Origin of the sequence: Corynebacterium ureicelerivorans (assembly GCF_000747315.1) — a bacterium.
In the GTDB taxonomy this organism is placed as follows: Bacteria; Actinomycetota; Actinomycetes; order Mycobacteriales; family Mycobacteriaceae; genus Corynebacterium; species Corynebacterium mucifaciens.
The window spans coordinates 113,728-136,908 of record NZ_CP009215.1 but is presented as its reverse complement, the minus strand read 5'-3'; the positions used below and the strand labels follow the sequence as shown (position 1 = coordinate 136,908).

19 protein-coding genes and 1 tRNA gene are annotated in these 23,181 nt (G+C 65.6%); 14 read left to right on the top strand and 6 right to left on the bottom strand.

The window, feature by feature from the left end; translation table 11 throughout:
- The first annotated feature begins 3 nt into the window (after positions 1-3).
- Positions 4-906: a metallophosphoesterase gene (locus CUREI_RS00685; protein ID WP_407919147.1), complete on the top strand. Its 903-nt coding sequence runs from the start codon at positions 4-6 to the stop codon at positions 904-906.
- Between the two features lie 95 nt (positions 907-1,001).
- Positions 1,002-1,078: transfer RNA gene (locus tag CUREI_RS00680), tRNA-Pro, on the top strand.
- Between the two features lie 330 nt (positions 1,079-1,408).
- Here CUREI_RS00680 and CUREI_RS00675 read toward each other — a convergent pair.
- Together CUREI_RS00675 and CUREI_RS00670 are read right to left on the bottom strand one after the other, a co-directional pair.
- Positions 1,409-4,588 (bottom strand): alkaline phosphatase, encoded by a 3,180-nt coding sequence (locus CUREI_RS00675; protein WP_038609230.1) that lies wholly within the window; start codon positions 4,586-4,588, stop codon positions 1,409-1,411.
- An 85-nt stretch (positions 4,589-4,673) separates the two neighbouring features.
- On the bottom strand, positions 4,674-6,071 hold the full coding sequence (locus CUREI_RS00670; protein ID WP_051952104.1) for a YhgE/Pip domain-containing protein: 1,398 nt from the start codon (positions 6,069-6,071) through the stop codon (positions 4,674-4,676).
- A 138-nt stretch (positions 6,072-6,209) separates the two neighbouring features.
- Between CUREI_RS00670 and CUREI_RS00665 the strand changes: the two genes are divergently transcribed.
- The 9 genes from CUREI_RS00665 to CUREI_RS00625 are packed head-to-tail and all read left to right on the top strand — an operon-like array spanning position 6,210 to position 14,804.
- On the top strand, positions 6,210-9,119 hold the full coding sequence (locus tag CUREI_RS00665; protein WP_051952103.1) for a DUF4040 family protein: 2,910 nt from the start codon (positions 6,210-6,212) through the stop codon (positions 9,117-9,119).
- Between the two features lie 3 nt (positions 9,120-9,122).
- A complete protein-coding gene (locus CUREI_RS00660) occupies positions 9,123-9,584 on the top strand; it encodes a sodium:proton antiporter (protein WP_038613592.1) in 462 nt (153 codons plus the stop codon).
- On the top strand, positions 9,584-11,116 hold the full coding sequence (locus CUREI_RS00655) for a monovalent cation/H+ antiporter subunit D family protein (protein WP_038609220.1): 1,533 nt from the start codon (positions 9,584-9,586) through the stop codon (positions 11,114-11,116). Before CUREI_RS00660 ends, CUREI_RS00655 begins: the two co-directional genes overlap by 1 nt.
- The gene (locus CUREI_RS00650) at positions 11,116-11,553 is read left to right on the top strand and encodes a monovalent cation/H+ antiporter subunit E (RefSeq protein WP_051952102.1); all 438 of its coding nucleotides are present in this window, start codon (positions 11,116-11,118) and stop codon (positions 11,551-11,553) included. Before CUREI_RS00655 ends, CUREI_RS00650 begins: the two co-directional genes overlap by 1 nt.
- A 3-nt stretch (positions 11,554-11,556) precedes the next feature.
- Positions 11,557-11,823, top strand: coding sequence for a cation:proton antiporter (locus CUREI_RS00645; protein WP_038609214.1), 267 nt, complete (start codon positions 11,557-11,559; stop codon positions 11,821-11,823).
- 1 nt (position 11,824) lies between these two features.
- Complete coding sequence (locus CUREI_RS00640; protein ID WP_038609212.1) at positions 11,825-12,160, top strand: Na+/H+ antiporter subunit G; 336 nt, start codon at positions 11,825-11,827, stop codon at positions 12,158-12,160.
- A 12-nt stretch (positions 12,161-12,172) separates the two neighbouring features.
- Positions 12,173-12,712, top strand: coding sequence for an RNA polymerase sigma factor (locus CUREI_RS00635; RefSeq protein WP_038609209.1), 540 nt, complete (start codon positions 12,173-12,175; stop codon positions 12,710-12,712).
- 24 nt (positions 12,713-12,736) lie between these two features.
- Positions 12,737-13,294 (top strand): YdhK family protein, encoded by a 558-nt coding sequence (locus CUREI_RS00630; RefSeq protein WP_038609206.1) that lies wholly within the window; start codon positions 12,737-12,739, stop codon positions 13,292-13,294.
- 25 nt (positions 13,295-13,319) lie between these two features.
- The gene (locus CUREI_RS00625) at positions 13,320-14,804 is read left to right on the top strand and encodes a YkvI family membrane protein (protein ID WP_069202872.1); all 1,485 of its coding nucleotides are present in this window, start codon (positions 13,320-13,322) and stop codon (positions 14,802-14,804) included.
- A gap of 76 nt (positions 14,805-14,880) precedes the next feature.
- On the opposite strand, the gene CUREI_RS00620 is transcribed toward CUREI_RS00625, so the two are convergent.
- The 4 genes from CUREI_RS00620 to CUREI_RS00605 form a co-directional block, all read right to left on the bottom strand.
- Positions 14,881-15,900, bottom strand: coding sequence for an IS3 family transposase (locus CUREI_RS00620; protein ID WP_236627269.1), 1,020 nt, complete (start codon positions 15,898-15,900; stop codon positions 14,881-14,883).
- Entirely contained in the window at positions 15,897-16,814 is a 918-nt protein-coding gene (locus CUREI_RS00615) for a hypothetical protein (RefSeq protein ID WP_038609203.1), read from the bottom strand. The genes CUREI_RS00620 and CUREI_RS00615 overlap by 4 nt, the downstream gene beginning before the upstream one ends.
- A 139-nt stretch (positions 16,815-16,953) precedes the next feature.
- Positions 16,954-17,979: an aspartate-semialdehyde dehydrogenase gene (locus CUREI_RS00610; RefSeq protein ID WP_038609200.1), complete on the bottom strand. Its 1,026-nt coding sequence runs from the start codon at positions 17,977-17,979 to the stop codon at positions 16,954-16,956.
- A gap of 13 nt (positions 17,980-17,992) precedes the next feature.
- Positions 17,993-19,258, bottom strand: coding sequence for an aspartate kinase (locus tag CUREI_RS00605; protein ID WP_038609197.1), 1,266 nt, complete (start codon positions 19,256-19,258; stop codon positions 17,993-17,995).
- A gap of 91 nt (positions 19,259-19,349) precedes the next feature.
- On the opposite strand from CUREI_RS00605, the gene CUREI_RS00600 reads away from it, so the two are divergent.
- From CUREI_RS00600 to CUREI_RS00590, 3 genes are all read left to right on the top strand, one after another.
- On the top strand, positions 19,350-20,201 hold the full coding sequence (locus CUREI_RS00600) for a DMT family transporter (protein WP_069202871.1): 852 nt from the start codon (positions 19,350-19,352) through the stop codon (positions 20,199-20,201).
- Positions 20,202-20,342: 141 nt separating this feature from the next.
- On the top strand, positions 20,343-22,169 hold the full coding sequence (leuA, locus tag CUREI_RS00595) for a 2-isopropylmalate synthase (RefSeq protein ID WP_038609191.1): 1,827 nt from the start codon (positions 20,343-20,345) through the stop codon (positions 22,167-22,169).
- A 27-nt stretch (positions 22,170-22,196) separates the two neighbouring features.
- On the top strand, positions 22,197-23,171 hold the full coding sequence (locus CUREI_RS00590; protein WP_038609188.1) for an exonuclease domain-containing protein: 975 nt from the start codon (positions 22,197-22,199) through the stop codon (positions 23,169-23,171).
- Positions 23,172-23,181 lie beyond the last annotated feature (10 nt).

Genomic DNA, 23,181 nt, shown 5'->3' with positions numbered 1-23,181 from the left:
ACAGTGGTGCGGGTGAAGAAGTTGACGGGAATAGGAGCACTCGGCCTATCGACGAGCGTTGCTGCGCTGGCGTGGGGGTATACGGAACGCAACGATTTCAGGCTGCGCGAGTACGAGCTGCCCCTGCTCGAGCCGGGCGTGCTGCGAGGCCGGAGCGAGTTCCGGGTGCTGCACGTCTCCGACCTGCACATGATCCCGGGACAGCGCAAGAAGGTGGAGTTCGTCTCTGGCCTCGATGCGTTGGAGCCGGATTTAGTGGTCAACACCGGCGACAACCTCTCCGACGCGGCCGGCGTGCCCTGGGTGTTGGACGCTCTGGGCCCGTTGCTGAACCGCCCGGGCGCATTCGTCTTCGGCACCAACGACTACTGGGCGCCCCGGCCCGTCAACCCGCTGAAGTACCTGACCGGGGCGAAGCGGGAGCCGTCCTACGAGGACCTGCCGTGGGAGGGCATGCGCGCCGCGTTCATCGAGCGAGGCTGGCGCGACGCGACCCACCAGCGGCTGGAGTTTAAGGCGTCCGACGTCCGACTCGCCCTCGCCGGCGTGGACGACCCGCACCACAACCTGGACCAGTACGACAAGGTGGCGGGTGAGCCGAACCGCGACGCCGACCTTTCGGTCGGGTTGTTGCACGCACCGTACCGCCGCGTCTTGGAAGCGTTCGAGGCCGACGGTTACCAGCTCGCCCTCGCCGGCCACACCCACGGTGGCCAGATCTGTTTGCCCGGGCAGCGCGCCATTGTGACCAACGCGGACATTGACCGGCGCCGTGCTTCGGGTCTGCACCGCTACGGACGGATGTGGATGGAAGTCTCCAACGGCCTCGGCCAATCCAAGTACGCCCCGGTGCGGCTGTTCTGCCCGCCGTCCGCGACGCTGATCCGAGTCGTGGAGAGGCGCTAAGAACGGCGGCAGCACCTCTGGCCAGCCGTTTTGTTCGTACTGCTGGCCAGGGGTATTGTGTTTCGAGTACCGCGGGCAACCGCGAACGACATCACCGGGATATGGCGCAGCTTGGTAGCGCGCTTCGTTCGGGACGAAGAGGTCGCAGGTTCAAATCCTGTTATCCCGACCAATCAAAACCCGCCTCTGCAGGCGGGTTTTTTCGTTTCTGTGCCCCTAGTGCCCCTAGTGCCCCACTGCGACTGGCCGACCGGGCCGTCGCAGCCCCAAACCCTGAGAAAGCAACCCCGAGAATGCGAGAAATTCGCGCATCCTCGGGGTTGCTTTCTCGGGGTTTGTAAATCGGGGTTTGTAAATTGGGGCGGCAGAGCCCGGCAAACCCGCGCGAGAAGTCTCCAAACGCCGCCGGCGCCGTGGCTCCCACCCGCCGAAACGGCGAACATCCCGCACCTTCCAGGCCTGCGGTTGAGCTGGGAGTGCGGGACGTGACGTCGCGAGACTGCTAGAGCTTGGCCAGCGGCCCGAGGATGGAGTCCACTGCGAACGGGAAGGCCAAGGCGATCACGGAGATCAAGCCGAGGACACCCGCCAGCGTCAGCAGCATGGCCAACCCGAGGTCACCAATCAGGGAGCTCTTTGAAGAGCCGTCAGCCGGAGCGTCATCGTGCTGCATCTTGTTCTCGAAGGTGAGGCCGTGGTTGATGCCGTCGATGCCGAGAGCGTTATTGACCAGGAAGAACAGGTCCGTCTGGTCGATCTGGCCGGTGACGTTGGCGGCACCCGGGCCGGACGCCGCAACGCGCAGCTGGGCTCCGGTGTGCTCCTGGCCACCCAGCGCGTCCTCGTCCTCGTTGGTCTTGGAGGTGGCGAAGTTCACCGTCATCTCCGAACCGTCGGCGGTGGTCAGCTTGGTGGTGCGGCCGGCGGTAGGAGCGTCATTGTACGTAATCTGCGCGGTGTGGGCGTGGTCCGCGGTGGCGACGATGAGGGTTTCCTCACCAGTCGTGTTCACCCAATTCTGCACGGCCTGGACAGCCTCGTCGAGCTGGCCTACCTCACCGATCAGGCCACAGGCGTCCGCCTGGTGGTCAGCTTTGTCCGGGGAGGCGGACTCGACCTGGAGCAGGAAGCCGTTATCGTTTTGCAGCAACTCCAGCGCCTTGGTAGTCATGGCCGCCAGGCGCGGGGTCTCTGCGGTGAACTCAGGGTTGGCCACGCACGTCGCCGGCTCCTTCTCACCGTCGGTGGTCGGGATGGTCTGGTTCAACACACGCGGCATGTTTCCCTCAGAGAACAGGCCCAGCACCGGCTTGTCCGCGTTCGCCTCAGCGATGCCGTCCAGCTCGGAAGCGGAGGTGACCACCTGGTAGCCGTTGTCCTTGGCGTTCTCCAGCACGGACTTGCCTGCGGTCCAGGTGTTGCCGTCCTCGCCCCATTTGCCGCCCTTGACCACCTCGGCATCGAAGTACTTGCGGCCGCCACCCAGGGTGACGTCTGCGCGCAGGTCGACAATCTGCTCGGAGATGGAGCCAAGGCCGCCGTTTTCGCGGAGCTGGTCCCCCTTCGCCGGCTTAGCGTCGCCGGACGGTGCGTAGTAGGAACGGTTCAGGGCGTGCGCGGCGAAGGCGGCCGGGGTGGCGTCCTGGATCTCGGCGGTGGAGACGTTACCGATCTTCATGCCCTTGGCCTTGGCCAGCTCGCCGATCGTGGCCACCGGCTGGCCCGCGTTGTCGACGCCGATGGCGCCGTTGTACGTCTTCACGCCGGAGTTCCAGCCGGTGCCGGAGGCGGCGGAGTCGGTGACGTAGTTAGGTAGGCCGGTCTCCTTATCCAGCGCCCAGGTGGTCTGGTAGCCGGTGTAGTCCAGGTTGTCCAGGCCCTCGAAGCGGCCGGCGGAGCCCTTGAGGTAGTTGCGGGCGGCGGTGATCTCGGAGTCACCGGTGCCGTCACCGATCAGCAGCACGACGTTCTTGGCCTTCGCCTCGTCCACCTGCTGGCCCTCGGTGCCGAACTGGGCGCACTCGCCCACCTTGGGCGCGGTCCCTTCGGACACCAGGTAGCACAACTCGTCGCCGGATTTTGCTTGACGACGGCTCGCCAGCGATTGCACCTCGTTGCCCTTGTTGATCTCCCACTGCTCCTGGCCGCCCTGGGTGCCGCCGTTGAGGCGCAGCGCGTTGGCCATGACGTAGAAGGCGTCGGTCTGGTCCAGTTGGCCGTTGACGTTTTCGGAGCCGGGGCCGTAACCCGCGATGCGCACCTGGGTGCCGGTGTGCTGCATGGACTTGGTTTGCAGATTGCCCTCCGCGTCGATAGACCACGGCTGGGTGCCGAAGCCCACGGACATGATCGCGCCGCCGTCCTTGGGCGACTCCAGACGGGTAATGGCGGAGACAGACTCTTCACCATCCGGCACGATCTCAGCGGTGTGAGCGTGGTCGGCGGTGACCACGATCAAGGTGTTCTTGTCCTCCTTGGCAAAGTCAAGCGCCTCCTTGATCACCTCGTCGATCTGCTCGGTCTCGCCGATCATGCCGCAGGCATCGGCGGCGTGGTCCGCCTTGTCGATGGAGGCGGACTCAACCTGCAGGAAGAAGCCCTTCTCTGCGCTCTTGTCATCCAGCAGCTCGATGGCCTTCTTGGTCATCTCCGCGGCCGTCGGCTCGTCGCCGGTGTCCTGCAGCTCGCACTTCTGCGGCTGCTGGTCCTTAGCGTGGCCCGGCACGGTGGGCTCGTAGCGGCGCGTCATGTTGCCGTCGTTGAACAGGCCCAGCACTGGGTGCTCCTGGTCGGCCTTGGTGATGCCGTCCAGGCCCTCTTTATCGTCCACCACCGTGTAGCCCTTGACCTCGGCGTTCTCGCGGACGGACTTGCCGGCCTCCCAGTCGGCGCCCCCGTCGTTCTTGTCGGTCAGGAACGGGTTGCGGTTCTCGCCGCCTTCCTGCACCTTGGCGTTGAAGTACTTGCGGCCGCCGCCGAGCGTGACGTCGGCACGGGTGTCGATGATCTGTTCGGAGATGGAGCCTAGGCCGCCGTTCTCGCGCGCTTCATCTCCCTCCACCGGCTTTGCGGTACCCGACGGCGCGTAGTAGCTGCGCTGGGAGATGTGGGAGTGCATCGCGCCGGGGGTCGCGTCCTGGATCTCCGCGGTGGACACGTTGCCGGTGCGCATGCCGGCGTTCTTGGCCATCTCCAGGAGGTTCTCGTGCGGCTTGCCCTCGATGTCCACGGAGAGCGCACCATTGTAGGTCTTAGCACCGGTGGACCAGCCGGTCGCGGACGCAGCCGAATCGGTCACGTACTGGCGCTTGCCATCCTTGCCCACCGCGAACGTGGTGTAGGCGCCCGACGCGGTCAGCTCATCCAGGCCCTCGAAGCGGCCGTTCGCGCCCTTGAGGTAGTTGCGGGCCGCGGTGATTTCCTGGTGGCCCATGCCGTCGCCGAGGATGAAAATGACGTTGCGGGCCTGGGCGCCGGTGTTGCCCTGACCCCCCTTGCCAAACTGGGTGCAGTCGCCGGGCTGCGGAGCGCGCACGTTGCCCTCGGAGTCGATCGTGATGCACGACTCTTTGCCGTTGAAGTTCTGCTCCGCCGGGGTGTCGGCGGCAGCGGTAGGCAGATTGGCCAGAGCCAGAGCCGAGACGCTGACCACCGCGGCGGCTGCCTGAAATGGGAAACGCATGTGAGGTTCCTTAAAAACGAGCGGGTGTTTGCCATTTTGGAAGCTACGCCCGCCACGTTTCCAGCAGGAGACACTCAGGTGAATTTTAGGTTGCGGTTCTCCTCGCCCCTGCGAGACCGGCCACCGCCAGCAGCGCGCTGAGCAAAATGGCGGACACGATGCCCGGGTAGTCGCCGCCGTTACCGGCCGCAGAAACCGCAGTGGACGCCCAGTGCATGGGCGCTACCTGCGATACTGCTTCCCACACGGGGTCCACGCTCGCCGTCGTCGCGGTGCGCCACACCCAGCCGACCAAGCCGGTCTGCGCCACCGCGAGGGCCCCGGCCACGCTGAACCCGAACCCGGCGCCGAGCCAACGACTGAGCACGGTGGCCAAGCCTGCCGACGCGGCAGTGCCCGACACCAGACCAAGCAACACGACCGCGTACTCCCGCGCCCCGAAGCCCGAGCCAAGGACACCGGCGAGAATCGTGCCTGCTGCGGCGAGGGCGGCGGAGCCGAAACCGAGGATCCACCACCGTCCGCGGGTGGCGTACCACGCGGCTGCAGCGAGCGCTGTCCCGCCCAGCACCGACATCGCAGCGAGCAACATCGCGGCCACGGGCGCAAGCGTCGGGCCAGCAGGCGCAGACTCGCCGGCGTCCGCGTCCGGCGCGACCGCAGGCACCGGCAGGGCCGCGCGCACCGCAGCGACCTTGTCGGCGTTCATACCCGCCATCTGGTTGATCTTCTCCACACCCTCGACAAGCTCGTCGATACCGCCGGTGGCCTCTCCGGTCTGCGCCTGCAGCTCAGCGAGACCGCGGGCCAGCTCGGCAGAGCCGTTGGTGGCTGTATATATACCGTCGTGGAAACCGTAGCCCGGCACCGCGAGCTGGTTGGCCAGGTCCCGGGACCCGTCGCGCAGCTGGTTCATCTTCGACACCACATCCGAGGGCAACTGGGCGGTCTGCACCTGCTCGCGCAGCCCCTGCAGCGATTCGCGGGCCTGCACCACCTCGGGTTCTTTCGCGTCTTTGAGCTCCTCCAAGGTGCGGTCGATGGCGGCGACGACTTGGCCGCGCACTGCTTCGAAGCCGGTGACCTGGTTCACCACCTCGCCGATGGAATCTGCCAACTGCGTGGCGCCTGCGCCGAGTTGGCCCGTGCCGGCCTGCAGTTCGACCATGCCGTCCGAAAGCTGCTGGGAACCGGTCTGGGCGGCCGCGATGGCGTCGATAAGCTGCTGCGTTTGTCCCTGCGCACCTTCGATGCCGGCGGCAAGCTGGCCCGCGCCCTCCTCGAGCACCTTGGCCTGCTGCCCCGCCTCACCGGCGGCGCGTCGCGCGTCCCCAAGGTTGTCCGGTCCAACCTGCGGGGCGCCGGAGACTTCCGAGTCGCGAGCGACGTTTGCCCATGTGTCCGCAGGTTTCATGGGCAACAGCGCACCCGCCACCAGCGCCAAAAGTGCACACATCAACCGCAAAGCGTTGCCCGATTTCATGGGACTGTTCATAGCACCCGCCGCCACCCGGCTGCGGGAGGCGCACCGCCTGTGAAAGCTCGCCGTTAGAGCCGTGTCGGTTGAATTGATACTGTCGTAAGGGTTCTTGCCAAAACCATGCATTGAAATGGGTTCACCATGACTCTTCCCCTTGTCATTGGGCTCGTAGCGGCAACGGTGGTGCTCTCCCCACCGCTGGTGCGAGTCATGGACAAGAAGGCCGGTTACCCGCTCGCGGCCCTGTTGTTCGCCGCCGCGGCCGTGCTGGGCTCCAAGTTCACCGACGTCTCCCGCGGCACCGACCTGACGTGGTCGAGGCAGTGGGCGCGCGACGTGATGGGGTCGGGCACGTCAATCGAGTTCGCGCTCCGCGCCGACGGGCTGGGCATCTTCTTTGCGCTGCTTGCACTGGTCATCGGCGCGGTGGTGTTCCTCTACTCTGCCGCCTACCTGCCAGACCGGGACGGCAACACGAGCTTCTACACCATCATGACGGCGTTCACGCTGTCCGTGCTGCTGCTGGTGCTCGCAGACGACGCCGTGCTGCTGTTCATCGCCTGGGAGCTCGTCTCTATCGCGTCGTTCCTGCTCATCGCGCGCTCGGGCTCTTCGGGTGAGGCCGGGTCCTACCGCACCCTGATTCTCACCTTCTTCGGCGGCCTGACCCTGCTGGCTGGCCTGGCTGTTGCCGCGGTACAGACGGGCACGACGCGCCTGGAGGCAATCCTCGCCTCCGACGTGTGGGGCGACAACCGCGTCACCGTGGTGGTGGCCATGCTGATCGCATTCTCGGCGTTTACCAAGGCCGCGCAGTTCCCCTTCCACTTCTGGCTGCCGGAGGCCATGGCCGCGGCTACGCCGGTGTCCGCCTTCCTGCACGCGGCGGCCGTGGTCAAGGCCGGCGTGTACCTGCTGCTGCGTTTTTCCACCATCTTCAGCGACGTCGCAGCGTGGAACTACCTGCTGGTGATCACGGGGCTGTTCACGGCGCTCATGTCTGGCCTGTTCGCCATCACGAAGACGGACTTGAAGCACCTCACCGCCTACTCCACCGTCTCCCACCTGGGATGGATCGTGGCGGCCATCGGCGTCGGCTCTCCCATCGCCATGGCCGCGGCGCTCACGCACACCCTGGCGCACGCGCTGTTCAAATCCTCGCTGTTCATGCTCATCGGCGTTGTGGACCATGAAGCCGGCACGCGCGACATGCGCCGCCTCGGCCCCATCTACAACCAAATGCCGTTCACGTTCGCCTCCACCGTCATCGCCGCGGCGTCGATGGCTGCGATCCCGCCGTTGTTCGGCTTCGTGTCCAAGGAGTCCATCCTGGATGCGCTCCACGAGGCACCGTACGGCAAGCTCCTGCTGGTCACCGCCGGCATCGCCGCCTTCCTCACCTTCGTGTACTCCGCGAAGATCGTGTTCGGGGCGTTTATCGACGGGCCGAGGGACCTCCCCGACGTCCACGAAGCTCCCGTCGCCCTCTGGCTGCCGGCGGCGTTGCCCGGCCTCGCGTCTGCCGTCCTGCCGTTTGTGCTGTTCTGGGTGGACAGCCCGGTTTCCGCAGGCGTGCGGGCCATTACTGGCGACGACAGCTTCGCCACCCACCTCGCCCTGTGGCACGGCGTCACGCCCCCGTTCATTGTCTCCATGCTCGTGGTGGCGGCCGGCGTGGTGTTTGTCCTGTTCTTCCGCAAGCCGGTCTTCGCCGCGCTGCGAAACAAGGAATTGTTGCCCGCAGACGGCACCGAGGTGCTGTCGTGGACCACCCGCGGCCTGTCCGACTTTGGCAAACAGCTCGGCTCACTCGCCGACGGTTTCAACCCGTCGCGCCACCTGTTCCCGCTGCTCGCATCCGTGGTGGGCATGGGCCTGACCGTCATCCTGCTGACCGACGGCGTCGACGGCGTCACCCCGGCCCCGCGTGCCGAGGGCCTCGACGTGTGGTGGGACCTCATCCCGTTCGCCATCATCGCCATGTCCGTGCTGGGCATGGTATTCACCCGCTCCCGCCTCGCGTCCGCCGTCCTGCTGGGCACTGTGGGCGTGGGCATGACGCTGCAGATGCTCATGCTGGGCGCCCCGGACGTCGCATTGACGCAGTTCCTGGTTGAGGCGCTCACAGTGGTGGTCATCCTGGTGGTCCTGCGGTTCCAGCCGCGGATGTTCCCGGAAACGAAGCGCCGCCGCAAGGTGCTGGCCTCCGTGTTCGCCCTGGCCGCCAGCGTGGTCACCTTCTTCGGTGTCTACGGCCTGACCGGTCGGCGCGAGCGTTCCGAGCTCGCGCAGTGGTACCTCACCGAGGGCGGCGATGTCACAGGCGCGGACAACATCGTCGCCGTGATCATCGTCGAGTTCCGTGGCTTCGATACCTTGGGTGAGCTGTCAGTGCTCGGCATGGCGGCCGTGGTCATCGCCGCGGTAGTCAGCTCCATGCCGCGCCACCTCTTCGAGGCCGGCACCCGCCCGCGCCCGTTTGGCCAGTCGCAGCTCAACTCTATCCCGCTGCGCAAGGCGGCCGCGCTGGTAGCGCCGGTCCTCGTGGTGCTGTCCGTGCTGATCTTCTTCCGCGGCCACACCGCCCCGGGCGGCGGCTTCGTCGCGGCCTTGGTGTTGGCCACGGCATTCGCCATCAATTACCTCTCCCGCGGTGCGGACGCGGAGGTGGTGAAGAGCTTTACCCCGATCCGTCTCACCGGCTGGGGCATCATCATCGCCATCTCCTCCGGCTTCCTCGGCTTCATCGAGGGCGGGTTCATGTACGCCATCCACGGTGAAATCGCCGGCGAGCACCTGACCACCTCGCTCATTTTCGACTTCGGCATCTACCTCGCCGTGCTGGGCATGGTCACCGCCGCGATCAACGCGCTCGGCGGCTACCTGCGCCCGGGCATGGACGTGTCCGACTTGGACTACACACGCGATGAGGCGGAGAACCCTCTGCCCAGCGTCCCGGAGCCGGAGTTGCCGGAGAATCCTGTGGACGCGCACCCCGAGCCGATCAACCCGGCGCACGACCCGCAACCGGTTATCACGAAGGAGATTTAACCCATGGTCATGGCACTTACCATCGCGGTTCTCGTCGCGGGATCCGTGTACCTGGTGTTGCAGCGCGGCATGGTGCGCATCGTCTTCGGCATGTCGCTGTTCGGCCACGCCACGAACCTCACCCTGCTGGCCGGCGGTGTGGGTGCGTGGCGCGGAGAGGCGTTCCCCTCCCGCGTGCCATTCGAAGACATGGGAGATCCCCTGCCCCAGGCATTCGTGCTCACCGCGATCGTGATCGCGATGGCGACCACGACGATCCTGCTCATGCTGTCCTCGCTCGGGCGCAACGACGACACCGCGGAGCAGCCCACGGGCACCGACGCCGGTTACTCCAAGATGTGGCTCAGCCCCTCCGCGCTGTCCACCGCGGGCCGCAACGCGCGCCTGAACCAGAAGAAGCTGGAGGAGATCCGCGCTCGCGAGATCAGCCACGTTGACAACGAAAGCCTGAAGGTGACCGACTAATGGCTGTAGACGCAATCCTGCCCGTCTTTGTGGCGCTGCCGCTGATCGTCTCGGCGGTCACCGCGCTGAGCCCGTGGAAGTGGCTCAATGATGCCCTCGCGGTCATCATCCCCGCCATCAACCTGCTCATGGGCGTATGGCTCTACGGGTACACCCGCGACAATGGCACCATCAGCCACGTCATCGGCCTGTACCAGGGCGGCGTAGGCATTTCCTTCGTGGCGGACGCGTTCTCCGCTGTGATGATCGTGACCACCATGATCGTGGCACTGATGTCTAACTGGTTCGCCATCGTGGTGGGCGAGACGCAGTCGCGCTACTACGCGCCGCTGTCGCTCGTGCTCGTCACCGGCGTCTCCGGCGCGCTGCTCACGGCGGATCTATTCAACTTCTTCGTCATGATCGAGGTCATGCTCCTGCCCTCCTACGGCCTGATCGCCATGACGGGCACCCGCCACCGCCTCCTGTCAGCGCGCATGTTCGTGCTGGTCAACCTCGCCGCATCCACCATGCTCGTGCTGGGTGTGGGCTACCTCTACGCCGTCACCGGTGCGGTGAACCTCGCCGCATTGCAGGGCGTCGCCGCCGGCGGGGGCCCTGCAACCGTGGCCGCCGGCATCGTTGTCATCGCCATCGCCGCCAAGGCGGGTGTCTTCCCCGTCTACACCTGGCTGCCGCGCACGTACCCGTCCACGTCCGCCGCGGTGATGGGCCTGTTCTCCGGCCTACACACCAAGGTCGCGGTCTACATGCTGTTCCGCATCTGGGTGGTTCTGTTCGACATGGATCCGCGCTGGAACACCTTGCTGATTGTGGTCATGGTCATCTCCATGATCATCGGCGGCTACGCGGGCCTGGCAGAATCCACCATGCGCCGGGTGCTTGCTTACCAGATGGTCAACGGCATGCCGTTCATCCTGATCATGCTCGCGTTCACACAGGACGACGCCCGCTACGCCCTCGCCGCGGGCCTGCTCTACACCCTGCACCACATGATCACTATCGCCGCGTTGGTGCTGAACTCCGGCGCGATCGAGGAGACGTACGGCACCGGCACCATGGCCAAGCTGTCCGGCATCGCCCGGCGCGACCCGTGGACATCGGCCGTCTTTGTCGCCGGCGCGTTCTCCATCGTGGGCTTCCCGCCGTTTTCTGGCCTCTTCGGCAAGGTTACCGTGGTGATGGCCGCGGCAACGGCGGGCGACTGGCGGTCGTGGGTGGCGATTACCGCCATCATCGTGGCGTCGTTCGGCGCGCTGCTGTCCATGATGCGCATGTGGCAGCGCGTGTTCTGGGGCCGCCCGATGCAGAACTACCCCGAGGCACTCAACGTGCGCGTGGGCTTCATGCTGCCGTCCGCGGTGCTGATGGTCATGTCGCTGTGCATGTTCATCTTCGGGGGCGAAATGTGGGAGATCACCACCACTGCGGTCGACGACCTGCTTAACGTGGACGCGTACACGTCGGCTGTCCTGGGCGATGACCCCGTCGGCGTCCCCACACCCGGCGACACCTTCGGAGGGGAGAACTAATGCGAGGCTTCTTCCACGGCGTGCGCTACGCCGCCTGGATCATTAAGGAAATTTTCGTGGCCGGCTTCGGCGCGGTCGCCGCCGCATTCAACCCACGCGCGCAGCTTGAGCCTATCGTCATCTACTACCCGCTACGCGTGCATACGGACTGGGAGGTGTTCTGGTTTACCACCTCGATCACCGCCACCCCGGGCACCTTGTCCATGGGCCTGCGCCACCCGGTCACACCCGGCGGCCCGATCACCCTGTTAGTGCAGGCAGCGTTCGGTTCGGACCCGGAGGACGTGATCGCGGGCTTGGCGGATATGGAGGAACACCTTCGGCCGTCGTTACGCGAACGCCCCATTGACACAGCCACAGTGGCGTGGGAACCCTACGTCGACTACGGCCCGGACAACAAGGGCGCGCACGTGCCGCCAGCGGAAAGGATGGATTAAGGCATGTTCACCACTGTCATGCAGGTCTGCATCATCGTGATGTCGGTGAGCCTGCTCGTCTCGCTCGCTGCAGTGATCCTGACCAAGGACGAGCTGTCCCGCGCCGTGATGGCGGACGTGATTTTTTACGGCATGGTCGCGATCTTCCTGGTGTGGACGCTGTGGAACTCGTCCGCCATCGGTTACGAAATTCCGATCCTCGCCGGCCTTGTGTGCGGCGTGATTCCGACAATTTCCATGGCCCGCATCATCTCGAGAGGACGCCGCTGACATGACCATCGCCGAAATCATCGTTACCGTCCTCGTGGTGCTCGCCACCATCTGTGTGGTCGCCACCACCATCCTGCAGTTGCGCGCGCCGGACGCGCTTACGCGGGTGAACCTGCTGGGCCCGCTGGTGGTCATCGCGTTCCCCATCCTGATTGTGGCGAAGCTGATCCGGTCCTGGACCACCACCGGCTTCGACCTCAACGACTTCATCCGCGCCGTCATCGCCGTGCTCGCGGTATGGATCGTCGGCTCCGTGGCGTCCTTCATCATGGGCCGCTCCATCTACGGCGTGACCGTCTCCGACAAAACGCCGCTTGCCCAGCCACGTAACCGCTAACGTAGTGGGCTTGTGAGCAGGAGCGACGACGCGTACGTCACCGACCTGGCGCTGCGCGCGGGCCGCGGCGATAAGGGCGCGCTCACCGAATTTATCCGCCTCACCCAGGACGACGTGTGGCGCCTGCTCGCCCATCTGGCCGGGCCGCAACACGCCGACGACCTCGCGCAGGAGACGTACCTGCGCGTCCTCGGGTCGCTGCCCCGTTTCCAGGGCCGCTCCACTGCCCGCACCTGGTTGCTGTCGCTGGCGCGGCGCGCCTGGGTCGACTCCGTGCGCCACGACATGGCGCGACCCAGAAAGTCCGCCGCCGAGTACGAAGACGTCGCCGCCGCGAACCCGAGCCCGGACAACCCCAACACGTGGAGCGACGTCATCGACGCACGCTCGCTTCTCGACGAGCTGGCGCCCGAGCGCCGCGAAGCCCTCGTCCTCACCCAAGTGCTGGGCTACACCTACGAGGAAGCGGCGAAGATCGCCGGGGTGCGCGTGGGCACCATCCGTTCGCGCGTGGCCCGGGCCCGGCGGGATCTTGTTGCCGGGAGTAAATAGGCCGGTAAAGCTAAGGTTGTCCCCATGCGTATTTCACAACCATTGGCCCTGACCACACTTGCGGCTGTAGCGGCGCTGGCGGTGGCTGGGTGCGCGTCGGAAAGCGACGACGCCCCCGCCGACCACGCTGACCACGCTGTGCGCAGCGAGCACGAGCACCCGGCCGACGGCGGCCCCGCGCCCGCCGGCATCGCCGAGGCGACGGACCCGACCTATCCCGTGGGTACGGAGGTCACGCTCACCGCCGACCACATGCCTGGCATGGACGGCGCCACCGCGACCATCTCCGGCGCCTTCGACACCACCGCGTACGCCGTGTCCTACACGCCGACAGACGGCGGCGACCCGGTGACGAACCACAAGTGGGTCGTGCAAGAAGAGCTCGAAGGCGTCGGCGACGAAGAGCTGGCCCCCGGCGACACCGCTGTGATGACTGCGGACCACATGCCCGGCATGCAGGGCGCGGAGGCAACGGTCGATGCTTCCACCGATGAGACGGTCTACATGGTGGACATCGACTCGCCGGACATGACCATGAAGCGGCACAAATGGGTCGTCGAAAGCGAAATCCAGCCGAAATAGGCTCCCGGATTAGACTGATCTCGTTATGTTGAAAAATGCACTCTTAATTTCGTTTGCCTTTATCGGCACCGTTGTGGGCGCAGGCTTCGCCTCCGGCCAGGAAGCCATGCTGTACTTCTCCGCCTTCGGCACGCAGGGCATGTGGGGCGCGGTCCTCGGCTCGGTCCTCATGCTCATCGCCGGCGTGACCATCCTGCAGCTTGGATCGTTCTTCCAGGCCAAGGAGCACATGGAAGTGCTCGGCTCCATCTCGACGAATGTGATTGGCTGGGTTCTGGACATCGCCACCATTGTCACCCTGTTTTCCATCGGCTTTGTCATGTTCGCCGGTGCGGGCGCCAACCTGAACCAGCAATTTGGGCTGCCCGTCTGGATCGGCGCGGTGCTCATGCTGGCCCTGACCATCGGCTTCGGCATGCTGGACGTGGACAAGGTCACCGGGGCAATTGGCGCGCTGACGCCGTTCCTGCTCGTCTTTGTCATCGTCGGCTGCAGCTGGACGCTGATCAACGCGCACCCGGACTGGGACGCGCTGAACGCGGCGGCTGCGAACGTGGAGACATCCCTGCCCAACTGGTGGATCTCGGCGCTGAACTACACCGGCCTGAACGTCATGTGTGTGGTGTCCATGGCGCTGGTCATCGGCGGCAACCAGCTGGACACCCGCGCGGCCGGCCTCGGCGGCCTCTTCGGCGGCCTGGGCTACCTGGTCATGCTGATGCTGCTGGCACTGGCGTTGCTGGTGAAGATCGACACCGTGTCCGGCCAGGACATGCCGCTTTTGACCCTGATCACGGACATCAACCCGACCATGGGCCTGATCATGTCCCTGGTCATCTTCGGCATGATCTTCGCCACCTCCCTGGGTATGTTTTTCGCCCTGGGCAAGCGCCTGTCACGCGGCCGCGAGGACAAGTTCCGCGTGATCTTCATCGCCGCCTGCGTGATCGGCTTTGTGCTGTCCTTCGTCGGCTTCCAGCAGCTGGTGTCCACCGTATACCCGATCCTGGGTTACTTGGGCATCCTGCTCATCGTCGTGATGACGCTGGCGTGGGTCCGCGGCATTCCGAAGCTGCGCAAGGAGGGCGACCGCCGGCGCCGCGCGCTGGAGCTGACCCGCAAGAAGATGGACCCCGCCGAGCGCTTCACCAAGAACGACGAGCGCGAGCTGGAGTACATCACCGAGAAGTCCAACGTGGACAACGAGGAGCTGTCAGAGGCGCTGGAAGAGGAGGTCGCCCAGGAACTCGCGGAGGACGAGGAGAGCGATTTCGAGCTCGAGGATCTGGAGAACCCCTCCGAGGTGGTTTACGTCTCCTACACCGAGCCGGTGACGGCCGAGGAGTACGCGGCAAACCCCGACGAGCCGTGGAACGACCACACCGTCGACGACCTCATCGCCGCAGAGGAGGCCGAGGAGGCCGCTGCGGGCCCGGACACCAGCCTGGGCGGCTCCACCGCGCTCAGCGACAAAACCGCCACCGACGGCACCGGATCCACCAAGCTGTAGCCGCCAACCCCAAAGCCCCTCTGACAGATTCCGCCAGAATCGCTTTGTGTCAAGTGGTTGTGAACGGGTTTGGGTGTTAGATCGTGATGGGTTGTGGGGGTGGGGCGGTTTGGGTGGTGGTGCGGATGATGCTGACTTCTGTTGGAAGGCTTGTGCTGGCTTTGGTGTCCGGTAGTTGTGTGATGGCGCCTTCGCTCAGTGCGGTTCGCATCGCTTCTTCACGTTTGTGCTGCAGTTGTATCCAGGTGCCGTCGAGGACTGCTTGTGGTGGGTAGTAGTTGATCCCGCTGTGCGGGGTGGCGTTGTAGACCGGCACCCAAGCGCTGACCCAGGCGTTGGCTTCGCTCAGCGTGGTAAAGGTTTTCGGATAGTAAGTCCTGGTCTTTAGGGTGTGAAACACCGACTCGGCGTGCGGGTTGTCGTTGCTGGTGTGCGGCCGGTTCAACGAGCGGGCCACACCGTGTTCGGCGAACAGTTTGCCGAGTCGTTTGCTGGTCATCGCAGCACCGTTGTCGGAGTGCACGGTGTGCACATCGGGAAAACGAGTGAAGATGTCGGCGAACATCGCTGCTGCAAGTTGGCTGTTTTCTCGTTCGGCGACGACGAACCCGACGATGGCACGCGAGTACAGATCGATCACCATGTGCAACGCGAAGGTTTGCCCGTAGTACTGGCCAGGCAAAAACGTAATGTCCCAGCACAACACCTGTCCGGGGGCGGTGGCGTGCACATGCGGCGGCGCGGCGGTGTGGCGGCGTGTAGCTTGTCTGGCTTTGGTGTTGTGGCGTTGGTGCAACAGTTTGCCATGGGCTTTGGCCACTCGGTAAAAGCTGCGCAGACTCGCCAGATAGATCCCGTTGTTCAACGCGGCGTAAAACACCTGGTCCACCCCGCAATGCGGATTGCCATCTAGTATTTCTACGATGCGTTTCACAGTGGCATCCGGCAACCGGTTGATCCGGCGTTGGTGATGCGGAATCGGGTTGTCGGTGCGTGGGCGCGGATTGGTTTCGTAGAAGACCCGGCTGCGCGACACGCCGATAATGCCCATTGCTTTCGTTTTGGAGTAACCGACGGAAACAAGCTGGTTGATCAGCGTTTCTTCCGCTTGCCGTCCTTGCTCGTAGAGGCGTTGTTGGGCGTCGGTGAGGACTTTTCCTCCGCGTCTGAGTCCACGCCAGGTGCTCCTGGCATGGACGCTAAAGCTTTTCCCAACACGTCAGTGGCCAACTCAGCCCGCTCTGCCCTTTCCGTCGCCTTATCCAGGGCACGCTGCATTGCTTCTTCCCGGCGTTTCGCGTCGAGTTCCAGCTTGCGCTTGTCCTGCGTTAGCGCGGAAATTTCCTTGCGCAGCTGCTGAATTTCAGCGCATTCATCCATCGTCAACGTTCCAACCCTCCTTGGCCTTGTGCGTGTCGGCAGATCACCGTCCGCCACCATTGCTGTCCAGCGTCGCACGGTGTGAGAGCCAAGTCCATGCGCAACCAACCACGCTTCTTTCTGGCCATGTGGTACTAACCCGTACTCGACAACCACCTCACGGATGTATTCCGCACTAGGTTTGCCCAGGTAGGCAGCATCCGCCAAGTGTTTGGCACGCTCGGCACCGCCAAGGCCGTCATCAGTGGTTTTCGATTTCTGCAATGCGCGGGCCCAACGCTTGATATTGAGGTATTGGATTCCCTGCCGAGCACACCACAGGCCCTTCGTCCCATAGGGCAACACGTTGTAAATCGTGATCATCTGCCGCTGCTGTGCTGGATGAAACCAACTACCGGAACCGGTCGTGCGGTACGGGGAGAACACGAACGCCACCGACTCAGGCGACGCTAACGTCTCATCATCGAGCACTTCCCCCACCGCCAGCACACGCGGCGGCATCGCCAAGATCTCCTCGACTTCCTCACGCGACGTCTTAGGCTTGACCTTCCGGGCAACCACCGGGACCTCAACAGCCGGAGCCGACGTCAACACCGACGGCACCAACTGAGGCAACTGCGAATCGGTCATGAACAAAACCTCCTACGGTTCGTCGTTCACAACCACCCTGGCACTAAGGGAATGTGTCAGAGGGGCTTCATTGCGCGTGGTGGCCGCAAGCCCGCGGCGGAATTTGTCAAAGATCACCCGCGCGGGGGCGCGGAACCCGCTAGACCAGCAGCTCGGCAATCTGGATCGTGTTGAGCGCCGCGCCCTTGCGCAGGTTGTCACCCGAGACCACGAGCACCAGGCCGCGGCCGCCGTCGACAGTCTGGTCTTGGCGGATGCGGCCCACCAGCGAGTCGTCGATGCCGGTTGCGGCGCGCGGCGTGGGCACGTCGACAACGCGCACGCCCGGCGCGGCGGCCAAGATCTCCTCGGCACGCTCCGGGGTCACGGCCTCGGCGAATTCGGCGTGAACGACCATCGTGTGGCCGGTGAACACCGGCACGCGCACGCAGGTGCCCGCCACCTTCAGCTCGGGGATGCCCAGGATCTTGCGCGACTCGTTGCGCAGCTTCTGCTCTTCGTCGGTCTCGGCGGAGCCGTCGTCGACAATCGAGCCTGCGAGCGGCAGCGCGTTGAACGCGATGGGCTCCACGTACGGCCCCAGATCGCTGGGCTTCGCGACGTCCTCGCGGACCAGCGCTCGCGGGTCCTCGATCTGCTCCACCTGGGTGGCCAGCGCCTCAACGCCGGCGAGGCCGGAGCCGGAGACTGCCTGGTAGGAGGCGACCCGGAGGGTGGTCAGGCCGAAGGCGTCGTGAAGCGGCTTGAGCACCGGCATCGCCGCCATAGTGGTGCAGTTGGGGTTGGCGATGATGCCCTTGGGCAGGTTGCGTGCGGCCTCCGGGTTGACCTCGGAGACGATCAGCGGGACCTCGTCGTCCTTGCGCCACGCCGAGGAGTTGTCCACCACGGTCGCGCCCGCGGCGGCGAAGACCGGCGCCCACTCGCGGGAGGTGGAGCCGCCCGCGGAAAACAGGGCGATGTCCACGTCGGCGACGGATTCCTCGGTCACCTGGGTGAGATCCTCGACCTCGATCGCCTCGCCGCGGAACTCCAGCTGCGTGCCGGCGGAGCGCGGGGAGGCGAAGAAGCGGACCTTGTCTGCCGGGAAGTTGCGCTCGATGAGGATGTCGCGCATCACGCGGCCGACCTGGCCGGTGGCGCCGACAACTGCAAGTGTGGTCATTGGGTGCCTCCTTTTAGCGTCCGGTGCCTGCGTAGACCACGGCCGGCTCGTCGCCGCCAAGGTCGAACTTGGTGTGGATGGCGCGCGCCGCCTCCGCGACGTCTGCCTGGCGCACCACGGCGGTGATGCGGATTTCAGAGGTAGTGATCATCTCGATGTTGATGCCGGCGTCGCGCAGCGCGTCGCAGAAGTCCGCGGTCACGCCCGGGTGGGACTTCATGCCGGCGCCGACGAGGGAGACCTTGCCAATCTCGTCGTCGTAGGTCAGGTCGTCCCAGCCCTCGGCGGCCTGCATGGTGCGCAGCTTCTCCATCGTGCGTGCGCCGTCAGCCTTGGGCAGGGTGAAGGTGATGTCGGTCTTGTTGTCCTCCGCGCTAGAGATGTTCTGGATGACCATGTCGATGTTCACCTCCGCGTCCGCCAGTGCGCGGAAGACCTTGGCGGCCTCGCCCACAGAGTCGGTGATGCCCAAGATGGTGATCTTGGCCTCCGAGTCATCGGTGGCAACGCCGGTGAGAACTGCTTCTTCCATGGGGATATCCTCCAATGCTCCGGCAACGAGGGTGCCGGTTTCTGTGCTGTACGACGAACGGACTCGCAGCGGGACGTTGAACGCGCGGGCGTACTCCACGCTGCGCAGGACCAGGATCTTGGAACCGCTTGCCGCCAGCTCCAGCATCTCCTCGAAGCAGAGGGTGTCCAGCTTCTTCGCGTCCGGGACGATGCGCGGGTCGGCGGTGTAGACGCCGTCGACGTCGGAGTAGATCTCGCACTCGTCGGCGCCCATCGCGGCCGCGAGCGCGACCGCGGTGGTGTCGGAGCCGCCGCGGCCGAGCGTGGTCACGTCTTTGGTCTCACGGTTCACGCCCTGGAAGCCGGCGACGATGGCAATTTTGCCGGCGTCCACCGCCTCCTGCACGCGCCCCGGGGTGACTTCCAGGATGCGCGCGTTGCCGTGGCGCTCGGTGGTGATCACGCCTGCCTGCGAGCCGGTGAACGACTGCACCTCTTCGCCGAGCGCATGCACCGCCATGGCCACCAGCGAGTTGGAGATGCGCTCGCCTGCCGTGAGCAGCATGTCCATCTCGCGCGCGGGCGGGGTGGGGTTGACCTTACCCGCAAGATCGAGCAGCTCGTCGGTGGTGTCGCCCATGGCCGAGCAGACCACCACAACGTCGTTGCCTGCCCTGCGGGTTTCCACCACTCGCTGAGCCACAGCCCGAATCCGCTCCGCGCTTTCCAGGGACGATCCCCCATATTTCTGGACGATCAGTGCCATCTCAAACCTCCGCGGATCTGCGTGCATTCCAACGGTCAAGAATAGCGTCCAAAAACTGCTGAAATGGACACCCGCGTTAATATCATTCACCGTGCACAACAATTTTCTCGCCGTCGCGTTCGCACTCGTCTCGGCCGCGACCATGGCGGCGGGGACCGTGTGGCGCCACCGCATCATGCGTGCCGGCGCCCCAGAAGGCGAGAACAACGATTCGCCGATGCGCTCCATCAAGCAGCCCGCCTGGTGGGCATCGATGGGCCTGGCGTTCGTGGCGTACGGCTTCCAGGCTGCGGCGCTGGCGTTCGGTTCCCTGCTGGTGGTGCAGCCCGTCCTAGCGCTCTCGCTGATGCTCACGCTGCTGTTTTCGGCGTGGGCCGCGAAGCGCCACATGCAGACGGCGGAGGCGTTTTGGGCCATCGTGCTCACCGCTTCCGTGGGCGGGGTCGTGGTCCTTGGCCACCCGCTGCCCGGCGAGCGCGACCCGGCCACCTGGGAGTGGGTCACCGTCGTGGCCACCGCGGTGGCCATCATCGCTGCGGCGTTCGCCCTTGCCTCTCGACGCCCTCCGGCCGGCAAAGCCCTCATCTTCGGCATCGCCTGCGGCGCCATGTACGGCTACCAGGCCGTGTTTTCCAAGGTTGCGGTGGACGACTTCGTCCGCGGCGGCGTGCTCGGGCTTGTCACCTCCTGGCAGCTGTGGGCCATGCTGCTCGCCGCCACCGCCGGCACGCTCGTGCAGCAGTACGCCTTCGCCGCAGGCAACCTGGCCACGTCGCTGCCCGCCTCGAAGATTGTCGAGCCGCTGGTGGCGTTTGCGCTAGGCATCCTCCTGCTGGGCGAGACGTTCCGCGTGGAATCGGTGCTGGGGTGGGTAGCCGTAGGGACGTCGATAGGCGCGATGCTTATTTCTGCGGCAATGCTCACACGCGTCTCGGTTCGGTGATGTAAGGTGTGCCACATGTCGCACAGGGCGCTTCTCCTTCTACGCCGCGGCGGGAATCAGGCCAACTAACACGGCCGGCACCCCGTCGCGGAGTTTCTGTTGGCCGGCCGTGGAACCCCCGCTACACAAAGGAGAACCCAGATGAGCCCCGAGAAGCAATCCGACTTTTTCGCCCCCCGCGAGATCCAGACCCCCTCCGGCCCGCGGCGTGACGGCCAACCCGCGTGGAACAAGCAGCGCGGCTCGCAGCTGCCGGTGGAGCGCTACCTCACCTTTGCCGAAGAGGTGGAGAACATCCAGCTGCCGGACCGCACCTGGCCCGACAAGAAGATCACACACGCGCCGCAGTGGTGCGCCGTGGACCTGCGCGACGGCAACCAGGCCCTGATCGACCCGATGAGCCCCGAGCGCAAGCGCCGCATGTTCAACCTGCTGGTGCAGATGGGCTTCAAGGAGATCGAGGTCGGCTTCCCGTCCGCCTCCCAGACGGACTTCGACTTCGTGCGCGAGATCATTGAACACGACATGATCCCGGACGACGTGACCATCCAGGTGCTGGTGCAGGCGCGCGAGCACCTGATCCGTCGCACCTTCGAGGCATGCGCGGGCGCGAAGAACGTGATCGTGCACTTCTACAACTCCACCTCCAAGCTGCAGCGCCGCGTGGTGTTCCGCAAGGACCGCGACGCGATTAAGAAGCTGGCCACGGACGCTGCGGAGCTGATCACCGACATTGCGCAAGACTACCCGGACACCAACTGGCGCTGGGAGTACTCCCCGGAGTCCTTCACCGGCACCGAGCTGGAGTTTGCCAAGGAGGTCTGCGACGCGGTCGTGGACGTCGTCGCGCCGACGCCGGACAACCCGATCATCATCAACCTGCCCGCAACGGTGGAAATGATCACGCCGAACGTCTACGCGGACTCCATCGAGTGGATGCACCGCAACCTGAACAACCGCGAGAGCATCATCCTCTCCCTGCACCCGCACAACGACCGCGGCACGGGCGTGGCGGCGGCGGAGCTGGGCTTCCTGGCCGGCGGCGACCGCATCGAGGGATGCCTGTTCGGCAACGGCGAGCGCACCGGCAACGTCGACCTGGTCACCCTTGGGCTGAACATGCTCACTCAAGGCGTGGACCCGCAGATCGACTTCTCTGACATCACCCGCATCCGCGAGGTGGTGGAGTACTGCAACCAGCTGCGTGTGCCGGAGCGCCACCCCTACGGAGGCGACCTGGTGTTCACGGCGTTCTCCGGTTCGCACCAGGACGCGATCAACAAGGGCCTGGACGCGCTGGCGCAGAATGTTCGCCCGGACGCGGTGAGCTCCGAGGTCTCCTGGGAGGAGCTGCGCGAGACCACGTGGGAGGTGCCCTACCTGCCCATCGACCCGAAGGACATCGGCCGCACCTACGAGGCCGTGATCCGCGTGAACTCGCAGTCCGGCAAGGGCGGCGTGGCGTACATCATGAAGACGGACCACGGCATCAACATGCCCAAGGCCATGCAACCGGAGTTCTCCGCCGTCGTGCAGAACATCACCGACAGCGAGGGCGGCGAGGTCAACTCCAAGAACATGTGGGACATCTTCGCCTCCACCTACCTGGATCTGGATACCCCGCTGGAGCTGGGCAACTACCACATCGACGCCGCCGAGGCCGAGGACCAGGACACCCGCGTCGCCGCGACGGTGACCTACGAGGGCACCCAGCGGGAGATCGAAGGCGCGGGCAACGGCCCGATCGCGGCGTTCGCCAACGCCCTCGAGCAGATCGGCATCGACTTCGAGGTGCAGGACTACTCCCAGCGCGCTCGCACCGCGGGCGACGATGCCGACGCGGCCTGCTACATCTACGCCGACGTGGACGGCACGTCCGCGTGGGGCGTGGGCATCGCGGGCTCGACCACGCGCGCGTCGCTGGAGGCGATCGTCTCCGCGGTCAACCGCTCCACCGCAGCAAACTAAGCGCAGCCCGTACGCTACGTTGGAGTAATGACTGAGAACGACTACCCCTACGTGGCGCTGTTTACGCAGGCTACGGGGATACACCCGTCGACGGGGCGGCTGCTCACCCTCGACGCGGTCACGTTCGACGCCGCCGGGCGCGTGGGCGAGGAGTTCCACGCGGTGCTCAACCCCGGCACCGACCCCGGCCCCGCGCACACCCACGGGCTGACCCCGCACGACTTCGCGCAGGCCCCGCGGTTCTCTCGGTACCTGCGCACGCTGGACAAGCTTATCGACGGCCGCGTACTGGTCACCCACGATTCCCCCGTCACCTGGGGCTTCGTGGTCTCAGAGGCGCGCCGGGCCATGAACGCCGCGGCGCGCGCGAACCGCTCCCGGCGCGGCCGCGGCAACAAGCGCCGCCAACGCGTGGGCCACGTGCCCAAGCCGGAGGCGATCGTGGACCTGCTGGCCAGCGCGCGCCGGCAGGGGCACGTGCCGGCGGACACGCGCATCAACGCGGTCGCGAACCTGGTGGGAGTCGCCTCGCCCGAGCGCATTGGCGAGGCCGAGGCGGATTTCTCCCGTGGGCAGACGCTCAAGCTGGTGGCGATGTACCTGCAGCTCGCCCCCGGCGGCGTCTCGCGGGTCGATCCTGCGGACCTCGCGCCGGACCAGTTCGGGCTGCAGCGCTCCGCGCTGCGTGTGGACGCGGAGAAAGCGCCGGCGATCGCGGCCAACCCGGGGTTGCTGGGCAAGGGCGGGTTGCTGCGCGGCATGGAGTTTGTGGTTTCCGACGACATCGCCCTCGACCCGGACGAGCTCATCGACGCCGGCGTGCGCGCCGGCCTAACCTACCGCGAGAAGCTCACCCGCGAGACGTCCGTGGCCGTCTCGGACGCGGTGGAGCGCGGCGCGCAACTGCGGGGCAAGGCCATGCACGCCCACCGTAAGAACATCCCCGTCGTTTCCGGTGAGGAGTTCGCGCGGCTTGTCGGCCGGATGGAGCCGGCGGAGTAGCCTAGTCCGC